Consider the following 15,842-nt stretch of genomic DNA (forward strand, 5'->3'; position numbering starts at 1 on the left):
GAGTCTATCAGGCGTTTTGGTGTCTGTCGGCTCAGGACGTCTGTGCTGTGCGATTCTGCTGGTCGCGCTGGGCCACCCAGTGTTCGATCAGCTCGCGCAGTTGCGACAGTTCCACCGGTTTGGCCATATGGCCGTCCATCCCGGCCTGACGGGCGCGCTCCTTGTGCTCGGCCAGGATGTGCGCGGTGAGCGCGACCACGGGCGTGCGGGTTCGCTGGTTACCCATTTCCCAGGCGCGTAGCTGTTGCGTGGCGGAAAAGCCGTCGAGGATCGGCATTTCGCAGTCCATCAAGACCAGGTCGTAGCGCTGCTCCTTCATGGCCTTGAGGGCTTCCTCGCCGTTGCTGGCGGTATCGGGTTGCAGGTTGAGCTTGCCAAGCATGCCACGGATGACCTTGGTGGAAATGCTGTTGTCTTCGGCCACCAGGATGCGGAAGTCGCTGGGTACTTTTACCGGAACGACAGGGCCTGCGCCCGTCGGTATGCTCGGTGCCTGGCCTTTGTTGCGCTGGTTGAGTTCGTCCGCCAGGGTGGTCTTGAGGGTATAGCCGGCCACCGGTTTGGCGAGGATGCGCTTGACCCCGCTGTTGCGTGCCACGACCTTGCTCGGCGCGTTGCTGATACCGGTGAGCATGATCAACAGGATGTCGTGATTCAGGCTCGGGTCTTCCTTGATCTTGGCCGCCAGTTGCATGCCGGTCATGCCGGGCATGTTCTGGTCCAGCAGCACCACGTCGAAGTAGTCCCGCAGGTGCGCCTTGGTGCGCAGCAGCGCCAGGGCTTCCTTGCCCGAGGGTACGGCGCTGACGTTCAGGCCCCAGGCGCTGCATTGCTGTACGAGCACTTTGCGGCAGGTGTCATTGTCGTCGACGATCAACACTCGCGCCCCTTGCAGCGGACCATCGAGGTCGGAGGTCGGATGTTCGAGGCGATCCGGGTCCAGGGGTAAGGTCAGCCACAAGGTACTGCCCTGGTTGCTGCCGCTTTTGATACCGAACTCGCCGTGCATCAGCATGATCAATTGACGGGCGATGACCAGGCCCAGGTTGCCGCCCAGGCGGGTGGCCGAGAGGAAGTTCTTGCTGTGCAATTCGGCATGCATCAGCGTGTCGCGCTCTTCGGCGTCCATGGGCGTTCCGCTGTCCTGCACCGCGATGCGCAGGCGCGGCTGATTGCTGCGCTCGTCCAGCGCCACGACAATCAACACTTCGCCTTCGTCGGTTTTTTTCAGGGCGTTTTCCAGCAGGCTCAACAGCGCCTGGCGCAACCGTGTCGGGTCACCGCTGATCACTCGCGGCACCTGGGGCTGGATAAAGCTGATCAATTCGACATTCTGCTGTTCGGCTTTGGCGCGGAAGATGCTCAGGCAGTCTTCGATCAGCGCGTTGAGGTCGAACTGCACGTCGTCCAGTTCGATCTGCCCGGACTCCAGCCGGGAAATGTCGAGGATCTCGTTGATCAGGGTCAGCAGTTCGTTGCCGGCACTGTGGATCGTCTGCACGTAATCGCGCTGCTTGACCGACAACGGTGTGCCCAGCAGCAGCTCGGTCATGCCCAGTACGCCGTTCATCGGCGTACGGATCTCGTGGCTGATCTTGGCCAGGAACTCGGCCTTGGCATTGATCTCGGCATTGCTTGCCGCCAGGTCGCGGCTGATGCTGAAACGGCTCTCGTTGATTGAGCGCTGGCGCTCGCCCAGGGCCACACTCATCAGCAGGCCGCTGACGCAGATGAACCCCAGCAGGGTGATGATCAGGCCCTGGGGAGCGACTTCCGTCAGCCCTTGCAGGGCTGGAAGGATGATCAGCGTGCCCAGGTTGAAAACCACCATGGCGGCGACAAACAGCCGTGCCGGGCGATAGCCCTTTTGCCAGTGCCAAGCGCTGACGAACAGCATGCTCAGGCCGGCCAGCGCGACCAGGGCATAGGTCATGATATTGAGTGGCAGTGTGTTCACGAACAACAGCAGCAGGCTGCAGAGAGTGATGAACACGATGTCTCCCAGCAGCAGCCGGTTCAACGGGTGCGGGCCCAGGGGCGCGAAGAAGCGGTAGGCGAACATCAGGCCGCAGGGCGCGGTCAGCAGCAGGGCCAGATAGGCCCCCGGCGTCTGAATGGCCGGCCAGTCGGGCAGCCAGGCGCCTGCCAGGTTCAACAGCAGCACCAGGCTGAGCATCAACAGCCCTTCACAGGCCGCCAGCCACAGGCAACTGCGTGAACGGGTATAGGCGTAGCGGGTCAGGTTGTGCAGGATCAGCATCGCGATGCAGCCGAACAGCAACCCGTAGATCAGCGTCTGGTTCTGATTGGCCGCCGCCTGTATCGCCGGTTCCAGTGTGACATAGGGCCGCAGTTCGTGCCGGGACGCCAGGCGCAGGTAGACGTCCAGCTGTTTGTCGCTGCGCGGCAGGGCCAGCAGGTAATCGCTGCTGGGCAGGGGGTGTTCAATACGTGGCAGGGCATCGCCGCCGACCTGTTGGTCCACCAGGGTATCGCCGTCCAGCACATAGAGATTCAGGCGAGACAGGTCGGGTGCAAAGATACGCAGTATTTGTTCATGTGGGTCGGGGGCCAGCCGGAAACGCAACCACAATGCCCCGCCCGGCTCGGCGGCCCTCAGGCGGTCCAGGTCGATGGGGCTGAATTGATTGGTGTAGCGGGCAGAACGGATGTCGCTCAGCTTCAGGTCGCCCTGTTCGTCGAGCAATACCGCCCAACCACTGCCTGGCGCGGCCTGAGCCGGGAGCGTGCAGAGCAGTGTCAGCAGGGTGACGGTTAAACCTATGGCAATCCTGAGCCAGCGCACGGCGAAATCCCTTCGTAGGTTGATGCCAGATTATAACTATGCGCGGCGCCGGAGCAGACAGGCAAGGGCCATGGGCGCTTGCCGGTCTGAATGGCCGGGTTATTCCAGATTTTCGCCACGCTCGCGGGCAATGGCGCGGTAGCCAATGTCCTTGCGGTAGAAACAGCCTTCCCAGTCGATCTCGGCGGCAAGCTTGTAGGCCTGCTGCTGAGCCGCGTCGACACTGGACCCCATGGCGGTGGCGCAAAGCACGCGACCGCCGGCAGTGACCACCTGGCCATCCTTCAGCGCGGTCCCCGCATGGAAAACCTTGCCTTCCAGCCCAGCTGCAGCCTCCAGGCCTTGTATTGCTTTACCTTTAGCGTAGTCGCCCGGGTAACCCCCGGCTGCCAGTACCACACCGACGCTTGGACGCGGATCCCACTGGGCTTCGACCTTGTCCAGTGCCTGGGCCAGGGCGGCTTCGACCAGCAGCACCAGGCTCGATTGCAGGCGCAGCATCACCGGCTGGGTCTCAGGATCGCCGAAACGGCAGTTGAATTCGATGACTTTTGGGTTACCAGCCTTGTCGATCATCAGGCCGGCATACAGGAAGCCGGTGTAGACGTTGCCTTCCTCGGCCATGCCGCGCACGGTCGGCCAGATGACCTGGTCCATGACCCGCTGATGGACCTGGGCGGTGACCACCGGGGCAGGGGAGTAAGCACCCATGCCGCCGGTGTTCGGGCCGCTGTCGCCATCGCCAACACGTTTGTGGTCCTGGCTGGTGGCCATTGGCAGGACGTTCTTGCCATCGACCATGACGATGAAGCTGGCTTCTTCGCCGTCGAGGAACTCTTCGATCACCACCCGGGAACCGGCGTCCCCGAAGGCATTGCCGGCCAGCATATCGCGCACGGCGTCTTCGGCTTCGGCCAGGGTCATGGCCACGATCACGCCTTTACCGGCGGCCAGACCGTCGGCCTTGATCACGATCGGTGCGCCTTTTTCGCGCAGGTAAGCCAGGGCCGGATCGATCTCGGTGAAGTTCTGGTAGTCGGCGGTCGGAATCTTGTGACGTGCCAGGAAATCCTTGGTGAACGCTTTCGAGCCTTCCAGCTGCGCGGCGCCGGATGTCGGGCCGAAGCAGTCCAGGCCACGGGAGCGGAACAGATCGACCACACCGGCAACCAGCGGCACTTCCGGGCCGACGATAGTCAGCGAGACGTTCTTCTCGGCGAAGTCGGCCAGTTGTTCCAGGGCCAGCACGTCGATGGCGACGTTTTCGCATTTGGCTTCGATGGCGGTACCGGCATTGCCCGGTGCCACGAAAACCTTCTGCACACGCGGATCCTGAGCTACTTTCCAGGCCAGGGCGTGTTCACGGCCACCGCTGCCAATGATCAAAACATTCATTTCAAAAACCTCGGATGACGCTGATTCTGTTTTGGAACCTAAAGCGTTTTACGCCGTAGGAGGTCGCAATGAAGACGGTAGATGCAAGGCGGGGTCGGCCTCGATGAGCGGAGTTGCCTTTTGGCAATGAGCATCATCGAGGTCGGCTCCAACGCAGCAGATGCCGGCTTCAGTGTGGCCGTTGTCATGTTAGTGACGGAAGTGGCGCATGCCGGTGAATACCATGGCGATGCCGGCCTCATCAGCGGCGGCAATCACTTCATTGTCACGCATCGAACCACCCGGCTGGATCACCGCAGTGATGCCGACCTTGGCCGCGTTGTCGATGCCGTCGCGGAACGGGAAGAACGCATCGGAGGCCATGACCGCGCCCTGTACCTGCAAACCGGCGTGTTCAGCCTTGATCGCGGCGATGCGGGCCGAGTTCACGCGGCTCATCTGGCCGGCGCCGACGCCGATGGTCTGGCGGTTCTTGGCGTAGACAATGGCGTTGGACTTGACGTACTTGGCAACTTTCCAGGCGAAGATCAAATCGTTGATTTCCTGTTCGCTTGGGGCGCGCTGGGTCACCACTTTCAAATCTTCGCTGCCGATCATGCCGATGTCGCGACTTTGTACCAGCAGGCCGCCGTTGACACGCTTGTAGTCCCAGGCCGGCGCGCGGTCGGCCGACCATTGACCGCAGGCCAGCAGGCGCACGTTGGCCTTGGCGGCGACGATGGCACGGGCTTCTTCGCTGACTGATGGGGCGATGATCACTTCGACGAACTGACGCTCGACGATGGCCTTGGCGGTTTCGGCGTCCAGTTCACGGTTGAAGGCGATGATGCCGCCGAATGCCGATTCGGTATCGGTGGCGTAGGCCAGTTCGTAGGCCTGGCGGATGCCGCCCTCGGCGTCGGGGCTCACGGCCACGCCGCACGGATTGGCATGCTTGACGATCACGCAGGCAGGCTTGACGAAGCTCTTGACGCATTCCAGCGCCGCATCGGTGTCGGCCACGTTGTTGAACGACAGTTCCTTGCCTTGCAACTGGGTGGCGGTGGCGATACCGACTTCGGCAGGTTTGGCTTCCACATAGAACGCCGCGCTCTGATGCGGGTTCTCGCCGTAGCGCATTTCCTGGGCCTTGACGAACTGGGTGTTGAAGGTGCGTGGGAATTCGCTGCGGCCTTCGGTCGACAGGGTTTCAGCGGCCTGGTTCACGGTGCCCATGTAGTTGGCGATCATGCCGTCGTAGGCGGCGGTGTGTTCGAAGGCCTTGAGCATCAGGTCGAAACGCTGGGCGTAGGTCAGGCCACCGGCCTTGAGGTTTTCCAGCACGCTGGCGTAGTCACTGGCGTTGACCACGATGGCCACGTCTTTGTGGTTCTTGGCCGCCGAGCGGACCATGGTCGGGCCGCCGATGTCGATGTTTTCAATGGCGGTCGGCAGGTCGCAACCTGGCTTGTTGATGGTGGCTTCGAACGGGTAGAGGTTGACCGCCACCAGGTCGATCGGCTTGATGCCGTGCTCGTTCATGATGGCGTCGTCGATGCCGCGACGACCCAGGATCCCGCCGTGGATCTTCGGGTGCAGGGTCTTGACCCGACCGTCCATCATTTCCGCAAAACCGGTGTAGTCCGCGACTTCCACTGCGGCGACGCCGTTGTCCTGCAGCAGCTTGAAGGTCCCGCCGGTGGAGAGGATCTCGACGCCCAGCTGTTGCAGTTCGCGGGCGAATTCGAGGATCCCGGTCTTGTCGGAGACGCTGATCAAGGCGCGGCGGATCGGCAGGCGGGTGGTCTGGTCGGTCATTTCAATTTCCATCAAAAGCAAGGGAAGTCAGCAAAAAAGGCGACCGTTTTTTACGCGGGCGCCTTTCTGGTTTGATTGAATGCTTACAGCAGATCGTACTGCTTGAGTTTCTTGCGCAGGGTGCCGCGGTTCAGGCCCAGCAGCTCACTGGCCTTGGTCTGGTTGCCCTTGACGTAGTTCATCACGCTCTCGAGCAGAGGTGCCTCGACTTCCGAAAGCACCAGGTTGTACACATCCGTGACGGCAGCGCCCTCAAGGTGGGCGAAATAATTGTGCAGCGCCTTCTCGACACTCCCGCGAAGGGTCTGACCTTCTTCGCTGGGCGTATTGAGGTGCTGTTTCAAATTTACGTTGTCGCTCACGGGTGTTATTCCACTCACTAAAGTCTCGGTCATCATCGTCATGCGGCCACCCCTTCGTCCCCTGTCAGGCTCTTGTAACGCTCAGCGAAGAACGCCTGAACGTCGGCGCATTGTGCTTGCGTACCATCCAAACGATTGAAACGGGCGCGAAACTCCCTGGCGCCCGGCAGGGTTGCGAGATACCAGCCCACATGCTTGCGAGCGATGCGTACACCCATGACTTCTCCGTAGAAGGCATGCAGCGCGGCCAGATGCTCTAGCAGAATACGTTCCACCTCGGACAGTTGCGGCGCAGCGAGCTTTTCGCCGGTGCGCAGGAAGTGTTCGATTTCACGAAAAATCCATGGCCGCCCCTGGGCAGCCCGGCCGATCAACAACCCGTCGGCACCCGTCGCGTCCAGCACGTACCGGGCCTTTTCGGGCGAGTCGATATCGCCGTTGGCAAAGACCGGAATCGACACCGCCTGCTTGATCGCGGCGATGGTGTCGTACTCGGCCTCGCCGGTGTACAGGTCGGCACGGGTGCGGCCATGCACCGCCAGCGCCGTGATACCTGCCTGTTCGGCGATCTTCGCCACCGTCAGGCCGTTCTTGTTCTCCCGGTCCCACCCGGTGCGGATCTTCAGGGTCACCGGCACATCGACTGCGGCGACGACCGCCTGCAGGATCTCGGTGACCAGCGCTTCATCCTTCAACAGTGCCGAGCCTGCAGCCTTGTTGCAGACCTTCTTCGCCGGACAGCCCATGTTGATGTCGATGATCTGTGCGCCCAGCTCGACATTGGCCCGGGCCGCCTGCGCCAGCATCTGGGCATCGCCACCGGCGATCTGCACCGAGCGGGGCTCGGGATCGCCTTCGTGGATCATGCGCAGACGCGATTTGCGGGTGTTCCACAAACTCATGTCGCTGCTGACCATTTCCGAAACTACCAGCCCGGCGCCCAGTCGCTTGCACAGCTGACGAAAGGGCTGGTCGGTGACGCCCGCCATTGGGGCGAGAACCAGGCCGTTCTGTAATGTATATGGGCCGATGCGTACCGCCGACATAGGACTTCCCTGAAGTGGGGCCGGATCATGAGACTTCGAAAAAGGGTTGGCATGATACCCGCTCTCGATGACTGGATAAAGGTCGAATTGGATAAAATCTGAACAGCTATTTTGTTATCGCCAGCGGTTTGGTTCGGGTGCGCTGAGTCAGAAAGCTGCCGCCAATCGCCCGGCCCGGGTGTGCATCACTCTGGTGAATGAAAGCTCAGGCTGTAGTTCACCGCTTTCGGTCCCGGGTCCAGGATATCCAGGGCAATATGAATGGGCGTCTGCGGGGGCATTTCTCCCAGGCCTTCGACATCGCCGCCCAGATATTCACCGGGCTTGAAACGGCGACTGGCGATCAGATGCCCGTTGAGGTCGGCGAAACGCAGCTCCAGCAGCGGGAAAGGCTGGGAGAACGGCGCACGGTTGTAGATGATTGCGTCCACCACCAGGGCGCCGCTGAACTCCGGATGGCTGCGCACCACCAGGTTACTGCTTTTGATTTTGGCGATGTCGACCTTGGATGGCACGTCGCAGCCGATGGTCGGGCAAATCTGCAGGAACCACGGGCGATACTGATCCTGACGGGCCAGTTCTTCGAAGTGGTAGGCGATGTACTGGCCGGCCAGGGCCGCGGCGGCAAACAGTATCAACAGGCCCCATAGCAAGCGCCGGCCCCAGGGCGAGCGACGCTTGCGCCAGTCCAGTTGCAGCGGATCGTCATCCAGGTCCTGAAGGGCCTCGGCGCGTATTCTGGGTTCATGGCGCTCGCGTGCCTTGCGCGTCGGCACCGCCTGCAGCGGTGCTTCGTCGTGATCATCGTGATCATCGCCGGCAGACAAGCTCTCAAAGTGTTCGTGGGGCTCGTCGTCCGGCTCCAGGCGTAGCAGGGTGACCGGTTCGTCGTCCGGTTCCAGCGGTTCCAGCGCCAGGGACAAGGACGGTTCGGTGCGCGGAGGCCGGGCCGGCTCATGGGGCGCGAACGGTTCGACCGGGGTCTGGAGGATCGTTTCGTCGCGCTCGCTGGCGGATTCGCTGTACAGACTGTCGGACCAGGGCTCCTGGTCGTTCGAGAGCGGGTCGCGTTGCGCGCTCAGGTTGTCTTCACGACGTCGGCCGAAGGTATCCGGCGCACGCTTGTCACGCCGTTCCAGTCGAGCCAGTTCCTTGTCCAGATCATCGAGGTCCAGCTCGGCGGCGGTCCATTGCTTCTGGCTGATCGCACGGGGCGGGGATTCGGCAGCCGGCGTCTTGACTGGCGATGCCAGGGGCGTGACGGTTTCCTTGGCAGCATGCTGTTCGAGCAATTGCCGTGCGGCATTGAACACTTGCAGGCACGAGCCACAGCGAACCACCCCGCGGGCCACGCTCAATTGAGTGTGGCTGACGCGAAAACTGGTGTGGCAATGCGGGCACTGGGTGACGAAACTGTCAGTCATGCGGCAATCCGGTTGATACAGGCGCCCATTCTAGCGCCGACGACCGGTGATGCGCACCCAGCCATCGCGACTGGCGATGGGGTCCAGATCAAAGTCCGCGGCATAGGCCGCAGCGACTTCTTCACCCTGTTCGGCCAGGATGCCCGACAGCGCCAAGCGTCCGCCCGGCTTGACCAGGCTCGACAACTGCGGCGCCAGGGACACCAGCGGACCGGCCAGGATGTTGGCCACCAGTACGTCGGCCTGAACCTGTGGCAAGTCTTGCGGCAAGTACAGGGGGAACAGCTCTGGGGCAATGTTGTTGCGCCCGGCGTTGTCGCGGGAGGCTTCCAGGGCCTGGACGTCGATGTCGGTGCCGACCGCTTCCTTGGCGCCCAACAGCAGCGCGGCAATGGCCAGGATCCCCGAGCCGCAGCCGAAGTCGAGTACGTTGCAGTCTTTGAGGTCCTGGCCGTCGAGCCATTCCAGGCACAACGCGGTGGTCGGGTGCGTGCCAGTGCCGAACGCCAGCCCTGGGTCCAGCAGCAGGTTCACCGCATCCGGCTGCGGCGCGGCATGCCAGCTCGGCACGATCCACAGGCGCTGACCGAAGCGCATCGGCTGGAAGTTATCCATCCAGCTGCGTTCCCAATCCTGGTCTTCGATCACTTCGCTGTGATGCTCGGGCAACGGGCTGCCGGTGAGCAGCTCCAGATGTGCCAGCACGCTGGTCGGCTCAGTGCCACCTTCGAAAAGGGCCAGCAGGTGAGTGTGGGACCACAACGGCGTGGTATTGAGTTCCGGCTCGAAGATCGGCTGGTCTTCGGCGTCCATGAAGGTTACCGATACGGCGCCGACTTCAAGAAACGCGTCTTCATAGGTTTCGGCTTGTTCCGGGCTGATAGCCAGACGTACTTGCAGCCAAGGCATGGCGGGCACCTTTGGAAAAATCTACTGGGGGCAGCGCAGGGCTGCAAAGGCGCGCAGTGTACGCCAGGTCGCCGTCAAAGTGGATAAGCGAGTCTTGCGCCGCCCTGCTGGTGTTTCGATATATATATGTATGACATGCGGGCGCTGGCGGGCGGATAAGGTGCGGGTCCACACAACAGGGAGGAATGTGATGGACAACACTGCCGAGCGGCAAGGCAACACGAGCGGCGCGGGGCCGGTATCTTCCCCGCAGGCGGAAACTGCACAAGTCATTCTGGAGAGGCTGGCTCGTTGGCAGGCTGCTATCGACCAGCGACTACACGCCCAGATGACCTTGCTGGAGGTGCTGGAAGAGTATGTGTTGGTCGAACTGCGCAACCACTATTACCACGGCAACATAGACCCGCATTTCATTGGCACCCTGCTCGACACGGTGCTGCAACGCATGATCGATCAGAAACCGCTGGTTAGCGATGAAGAACAGGAGGCGCCCTACCGCTGGCCGGACGGGGCTGACCTGGGTTTTCCGACTGAGCGCCAGGCGATTATTGTCCAGGCGGTGGAGGGTGTCGCCTCGGGTTTTATTCATCACTACAAGGACTATCTGCGACGCCATTGGCGAATGGCGGAGCGCGACGCCTCGCTTGAAGCGCTGCTCAAGCATAAGCTCGATGAGCACATGGCTGCAGTGGACCTGCTTTTTCAGCCTGGTCCCCTGGAAGGCCTCGGGGTCGATGAGCTCAGAGCGAAAATCGAAGCGCTCCAGCACCGCTGGCGGCAGATGAGTCAATTGACCGCATTGGCGACGACGCAGGAGCGTCAAAGCCTTGAGGCCATCGCGCGTTTGCAATTGCCTGATTGGTTGCGGGGGCTAAGCGAAGCTGATCGTAAAAAGCTGAGGGCTTTTCAGGACCAGACCTCCCAGGCCCAGGCGCTGCTGGATGGACTGCTCGATGGCCTGGGTTCGCGGCAGGCTTTTGCCCGGCATCTGGTCAAGGATTATGTCAGGCGTGAGCGGGACATGGACGTCGAGCCGGACCGCATTCGAGTGCAACTGCAGTGGCGAAGTGTGATGGGGCAGCCGGTGCAGACCCGTAGCCTGAGCGAGTTGCTGGCGGCCGGCCCCATAAGGCCGGACACCGTGGCGGTGTTTCTGGTGGAAAACGGCGCCATGCTGCGTAACCAGCCACTTTCGCCAGCGTTCATTAGTCAATTGCTGGCGGATGTTGATGCCCCGGCCGGGTACTTGCAGGCACTGGTCGACCTGTATGGCCGAGGGGATCTGAAAGACGCCATGCTCGATTGGTTCTCGGCACGATTGCAGCAAAGTGCGTTCATAGCCCGCTGCGCGGGTCATTTGAAGGTGACCCACCATGAAGCTCTCAAGGCGCTGTGGGAGGGCGAAGCTTCGGTGCAGTCCGCCAGCGTTCTGCGGGTTAGCTGTCTACTGCTTCCAAACACGTTGAAGTGTGCCGATTTGCTCTTGTTCTATCGCCAGGACCTGCAAGGCGACCTGCTGTTGTACGCCCCCGACAAACCGGATGGCCAGGAGTGGATCGAATTGCCCTCGCTTTGGGCCGTGAGCGTGGAGATAGGCGCCTGGACCCGCAGCGAAGCCGGTCGCGAGTACCTGCTGCAGCGGATCTCTCCGGGAGATCGAGGCGTGGCCCGGGAATACTTTGCCCGTGTGGCAGACAAGCCGATGACATGGGATACAAGCCGGGATCCCAGAGGTGCGGTGGCTGGTTTCAAGACTTGCCTTGAAGACATCGTTGCAATGGGCCTGAACAACAACCTGGCACAGGTGGAGCTGGACGAATCGCCTCGCTGGTATTCCGCCCTGCCGATAGAGGCGCGGCGAACCATTAGCAGCTTGAGCCAGGAACTTCTGGTCCATCAGCAGGTGTTCAATAAACAGCTGGAGGGCTACGAAGTCTTCGTGGATTTCGCCAAGCGTATCGTCACGCAAGCGATTGCCCCTTACATGCGCAGCAAGGGCGTGCAGGCGCCGGTCGATCCCGCAACGGTGCTCATCGACTACAACCCAGGGTTGGCGGACGGCAAGACGAAGGTCGCTAGCCTGCTGGAGCTCGTTATCCATGGGTATGACGATAACTCGGGTATCGACAATCCCAGAAAAGGTGTGCGCTCCTCGGTGGGGCAGGACCTGGGGCAGGTCCGCAGTGCGGAGCTTGCGTCCTATATCCGGCGGGCATACGTGGGCGAGCAGTATGTACGGGAGGTCCGTGCCAGGTTCCTCGATGCCAGTGCCCCTGAGTACACCGCACGGCGCAATGCCTACCGCAGCCTGTTGCTGACCCGGATGGACCGTGACCTGCGTGTCGCAACGGGCAAATCCCAGTTGAGCGCGAATGAGTTTTGGTGGCTTACCCGCCAAGTCACCCTACTGGGTGAGTCGGTGCCAGTGTCCGGTCCGGTGTATTCGGGGACCGTCGTGCAGCGCGAAGGGGTGATCAGGTTTTCCGTCGGCGGCCATATCGTGATGGGCGTCTACGTCTTCGCCTACTTCGATCCGAAGGGCGCCTATTGGCTGTACACGCCGGACGCCCCGGACGGTGTCACGTTTCGCCGATACCAGGACTTCTCCGGGACGGTCGCCACGCGCCTGCATGACTATGTGCTGCAGCGGGTCGCGCTCGGCGCCCGCACGGCTGTCAGGCGTTCGTTGGCGGCGCTGGCGGCGGCGAGCATTGGTGTCGACACATTGCGCGAGTTCAATCGAGTGAACGATATCCAGGCGGAGTTCGATGCCTACATCGAGCGCGCGCTCAGCGATGTGGAAGACGTCACCAAAAGTCGCGCCGAGGTGATCAGGCAGCAGATCATCAAGGGGCTGCTGTTTGCATCGGCTCCCGTGTGCCTGGTTTATCCGCCCTTCGCCTTACTGCTGGATGTCGCCTTTATTGCCGTCAGCGTCAAACAGGCCGCCGAGGCGCATGGGCAGGGCGATACGGATCGTGCGCTGGGCCACTGGCTGATGGCCTCCTGGGGCCTATTGTTCGCTGCCTTGGGGGGCGGGACCGTTGCTCCGCTACTGGGGCGGGCGGCCAGAAGCCTGAAGCTTGTCGTGAAGCCCATGTCACTGTCCGAGCAGCGCTTGGCAAGCATGGCCCCGCTGATTGCCAAAGAGCCCGGGCCGGTGATCCAGCCCATACGTTTCAAGCCGAAACAGGCGGTCGGCAAAGCGCCTGAGCATCTGGAGCTGGTAACCGGGGAGAGCCTCTTCCAAGGCACCTATCGCAGCCCGCCCAGCGCATCGCAGCCACACACTACTTATTACATCCGCAGTAAAGGCAAGTACTACCAGGTGAAGGAAGACCCTTACTTCGGCGGTTTGTGCCTGGTGGATGCCAGTCGCCCCGGCGCCTTGTACAACCTGCCCATCCGCAGGGTGGGGAAGCGCAAGTGGGTACACAACGAGGTCGGGTTGAAAGGGGGCAATGATCAGATGCTTGTCCTGGGACGAGTGAATGATCTGCGAGAGGCGTTTCCCGGTCATGTCTTTCCGGATGTATCAAGGGGCGCGTTGCAGGGCGAGGCCGTGGTGGCAAGGTTCAGCGAGGCCGCGGCGGATAACTATCTGTTCTCCCTGAACGCGCAGACGTGCGTGATCGCGTCGTTGTATAACCCGACCACCAAGGCAGGGGCCGTTATCCATTTCGATCACAATATCCGCGCGCTGATTGAGCGCAGTCTGCGGGACGTGATGCGACGCCTGGGCGCAAACGCGAAGGATATTCGTACGACCCTGGTGGGTGGCGACTGGCTGACGGGGGCTGACATTGGCGGGCGGGTCAGGTCGGCGATGCGGCGTCAGGGGCTGCGACCCACCTGGGATCATTGGTCCTATTCGTCCTGCTTCGGCAATACCTACGGTGTTTCACTGGATCTGCGCAGTGGTGTCTCGACGGTATTCAAGACATCGGCCAGTCAGGTCGAACGCTACTACATACCGGTGCTGGCGAGGGCGAAGAAGGGTTCTGATCCGGTGTCGGTGCGGGCTCGTGGGTTCATGACGCGCGTGCGCAGCGAACCGCTGGTAGCCAATGCCAGTGGTGCCGTTCTCACCCCGCAGGGTCGGCCAGCGACTGCGGCACAGATCGAAGCCCACGCGTTCCCCACGGTGGCGCTGAGCTGATCCATTTGGCCGTTATCCTTAAAGAGCAGGCAAAAAAAGACCCCGGCCAATGGACCGGGGTCTTTTTACATCACTTGAAACATCAGTGCTGGTTGCCCAGCTTGTGTTCCAGGTAATGGATGTTGACGCCACCTTTGCAGAAGCCTTCGTCGCGGACCAGGTCGCGGTGCAGCGGGATGTTGGTTTTGATCCCGTCTACCACGATTTCGTCCAGCGCATTGCGCATGCGCGCCATGGCCTCGTCACGGGTTGCGCCGTAGGTGATCAGCTTGCCGATCAACGAGTCATAGTTCGGCGGAACCGCATAACCGCTGTACAGGTGCGAGTCGACGCGAACGCCATTGCCGCCCGGGGCATGGAAATGCTTGACCGTGCCAGGGCTTGGCATGAAGGTTTTCGGGTCTTCGGCGTTGATCCGGCATTCCAGCGAGTGGCCACGGATCACCACGTCATCCTGGGTGAACGACAGTTTGTTGCCGGCGGCGATGCTGAGCATCTCCTTGACGATGTCGATACCGGTGACCATTTCCGAAACCGGGTGCTCCACCTGAACACGGGTGTTCATTTCGATGAAGTAGAAACGACCGTTCTCGTAGAGGAACTCGAAGGTGCCGGCGCCGCGGTAGCCGATGTCGATACAGGCCTTGACGCAGCGTGCCAGGACTTCCTGGCGAGCCGTCTCGTCGATGCCCGGTGCTGGCGCCTCTTCGAGAACCTTCTGGTGACGACGCTGCAGCGAGCAGTCGCGGTCGCCCAGATGAATGGCCTGGCCCTGTCCGTCGGACAGCACCTGGACTTCGACGTGACGTGGGTTGGTCAGGAATTTTTCCAGGTAGACCATCGGGTTGCCGAATGCTGCACCCGCTTCGGAGCGGGTCAGTTTCGCCGAGGAAATCAGGTCTTCTTCCTTGTGTACCACGCGCATGCCGCGACCACCACCGCCACCGGCGGCCTTGATGATCACCGGATAACCGACTTCGCGACCAATGCGCAGAGCGGTTTCTTCGTCTTCAGGCAGCGGGCCGTCGGAACCCGGAACGGTAGGTACACCGGCGGCGATCATGGCGTGCTTGGCCGACACCTTGTCGCCCATCAGGCGGATGGTGTCGGCTTTCGGACCAATGAAGGCAAAACCGGAGTTTTCGACCTGTTCGGCGAAGTCGGCGTTTTCCGCCAGGAAACCGTAGCCAGGGTGAATGGCGGTGGCGCCGGTCACTTCAGCGGCGGCGATGATCGCCGGGATGTGCAGATAAGAGTGCGCAGCCGACGCCGGACCAATGCAGACGGATTCGTCCGCCAGGCCCAGGTGCATCAGTTCCTTGTCGGCCTTGGAGTAAACGGCGACGGTCTTGATGCCCATCTCTTTGCAGGCACGCAGAATCCGCAGGGCAATTTCACCGCGGTTGGCGATCAGGACTTTTTCCAACTTCGCAGGTTTCAACATCGAAAGCTCTCCGCGGTTCAAACGATGGTGAACAGCGGTTGGTCGTACTCAACCGGCTGGCCGTCTTCAACGAGGATGGATTCGATCACACCGCTGGTTTCAGCTTCGATGTGGTTCATCATCTTCATGGCTTCGACGATGCACAGGGTGTCGCCTTTCTTCACGGTCTGGCCGACTTCAACGAAGGACGGCGAGGACGGGGAAGACTTGCGATAGAACGTGCCTACCATCGGCGAACGTGCAACGGTGCCGTTGAGCGTTGGCGCGGCAGGTGCTGCTGGAGCGGCGGCGGCAACTGGCGCTGCTGCCGGAGCAGGCGCGGCGGCTGGAGCCTGCATCGGTGCCGGCGCGTAGAACTGCTGGGCCGGGGTCTTGCTGTGACGGCTGATGCGTACGGACTCTTCGCCTTCCTTGATCTCGAGCTCGTCGATGCCGGACTCTTCCAGCAATTCGATCAGTTTCTTAACTTTACGGATATCCATGAATCATCAACTCCCAAG

Annotated in this window: 10 protein-coding genes; 1 reads left to right on the top strand and 9 read right to left on the bottom strand. The window is 61.6% G+C overall.

Going from position 1 to position 15,842, the window contains the following annotated elements:
- Positions 1-31: 31 nt before the first annotated feature.
- The 7 genes from HU811_RS06305 to prmA all read right to left on the bottom strand — a co-directional run bounded on the left by HU811_RS06305 (position 32) and on the right by prmA (position 9,739).
- Entirely contained in the window at positions 32-2,806 is a 2,775-nt protein-coding gene (locus HU811_RS06305; RefSeq protein WP_092395883.1) for a hybrid sensor histidine kinase/response regulator, read from the bottom strand.
- A gap of 99 nt (positions 2,807-2,905) precedes the next feature.
- Positions 2,906-4,201: a phosphoribosylamine--glycine ligase gene (gene purD / locus HU811_RS06310; protein ID WP_092395885.1), complete on the bottom strand. Its 1,296-nt coding sequence runs from the start codon at positions 4,199-4,201 to the stop codon at positions 2,906-2,908.
- 189 nt (positions 4,202-4,390) lie between these two features.
- A complete protein-coding gene (purH, locus tag HU811_RS06315) occupies positions 4,391-5,998 on the bottom strand; it encodes a bifunctional phosphoribosylaminoimidazolecarboxamide formyltransferase/IMP cyclohydrolase (protein WP_092395887.1) in 1,608 nt (535 codons plus the stop codon).
- A gap of 83 nt (positions 5,999-6,081) precedes the next feature.
- Complete coding sequence (gene fis, locus HU811_RS06320; RefSeq protein WP_025211617.1) at positions 6,082-6,402, bottom strand: DNA-binding transcriptional regulator Fis; 321 nt, start codon at positions 6,400-6,402, stop codon at positions 6,082-6,084.
- Entirely contained in the window at positions 6,399-7,406 is a 1,008-nt protein-coding gene (gene dusB / locus HU811_RS06325) for a tRNA dihydrouridine synthase DusB (RefSeq protein ID WP_092395889.1), read from the bottom strand. Before dusB ends, fis begins: the two co-directional genes overlap by 4 nt.
- A 185-nt stretch (positions 7,407-7,591) precedes the next feature.
- Positions 7,592-8,830: a DUF3426 domain-containing protein gene (locus tag HU811_RS06330; RefSeq protein ID WP_186654713.1), complete on the bottom strand. Its 1,239-nt coding sequence runs from the start codon at positions 8,828-8,830 to the stop codon at positions 7,592-7,594.
- 30 nt (positions 8,831-8,860) lie between these two features.
- Positions 8,861-9,739: a 50S ribosomal protein L11 methyltransferase gene (gene prmA, locus HU811_RS06335; protein ID WP_092395893.1), complete on the bottom strand. Its 879-nt coding sequence runs from the start codon at positions 9,737-9,739 to the stop codon at positions 8,861-8,863.
- Positions 9,740-9,929: 190 nt separating this feature from the next.
- On the opposite strand from prmA, the gene HU811_RS06340 reads away from it, so the two are divergent.
- Positions 9,930-13,898 (top strand): type III effector 1, encoded by a 3,969-nt coding sequence (locus HU811_RS06340; protein ID WP_186654715.1) that lies wholly within the window; start codon positions 9,930-9,932, stop codon positions 13,896-13,898.
- Between the two features lie 82 nt (positions 13,899-13,980).
- On the opposite strand, the gene accC is transcribed toward HU811_RS06340, so the two are convergent.
- Both accC and accB read right to left on the bottom strand, forming a co-directional pair.
- Positions 13,981-15,342 carry an acetyl-CoA carboxylase biotin carboxylase subunit gene (accC, locus tag HU811_RS06345; RefSeq protein WP_092452197.1) on the bottom strand — a complete coding sequence of 454 codons (1,362 nt, stop codon included), beginning with the start codon at positions 15,340-15,342 and terminating at the stop codon, positions 13,981-13,983.
- A gap of 17 nt (positions 15,343-15,359) precedes the next feature.
- Positions 15,360-15,824, bottom strand: a complete 465-nt coding sequence (gene accB / locus HU811_RS06350; protein ID WP_053118072.1) for an acetyl-CoA carboxylase biotin carboxyl carrier protein — start codon at positions 15,822-15,824, stop codon at positions 15,360-15,362.
- Positions 15,825-15,842: the final 18 nt, after the last annotated feature.

It is taken from the genome of Pseudomonas tehranensis (genome assembly GCF_014268615.1).
GTDB classification, from domain to species: domain Bacteria; phylum Pseudomonadota; class Gammaproteobacteria; order Pseudomonadales; family Pseudomonadaceae; genus Aquipseudomonas; species Aquipseudomonas tehranensis.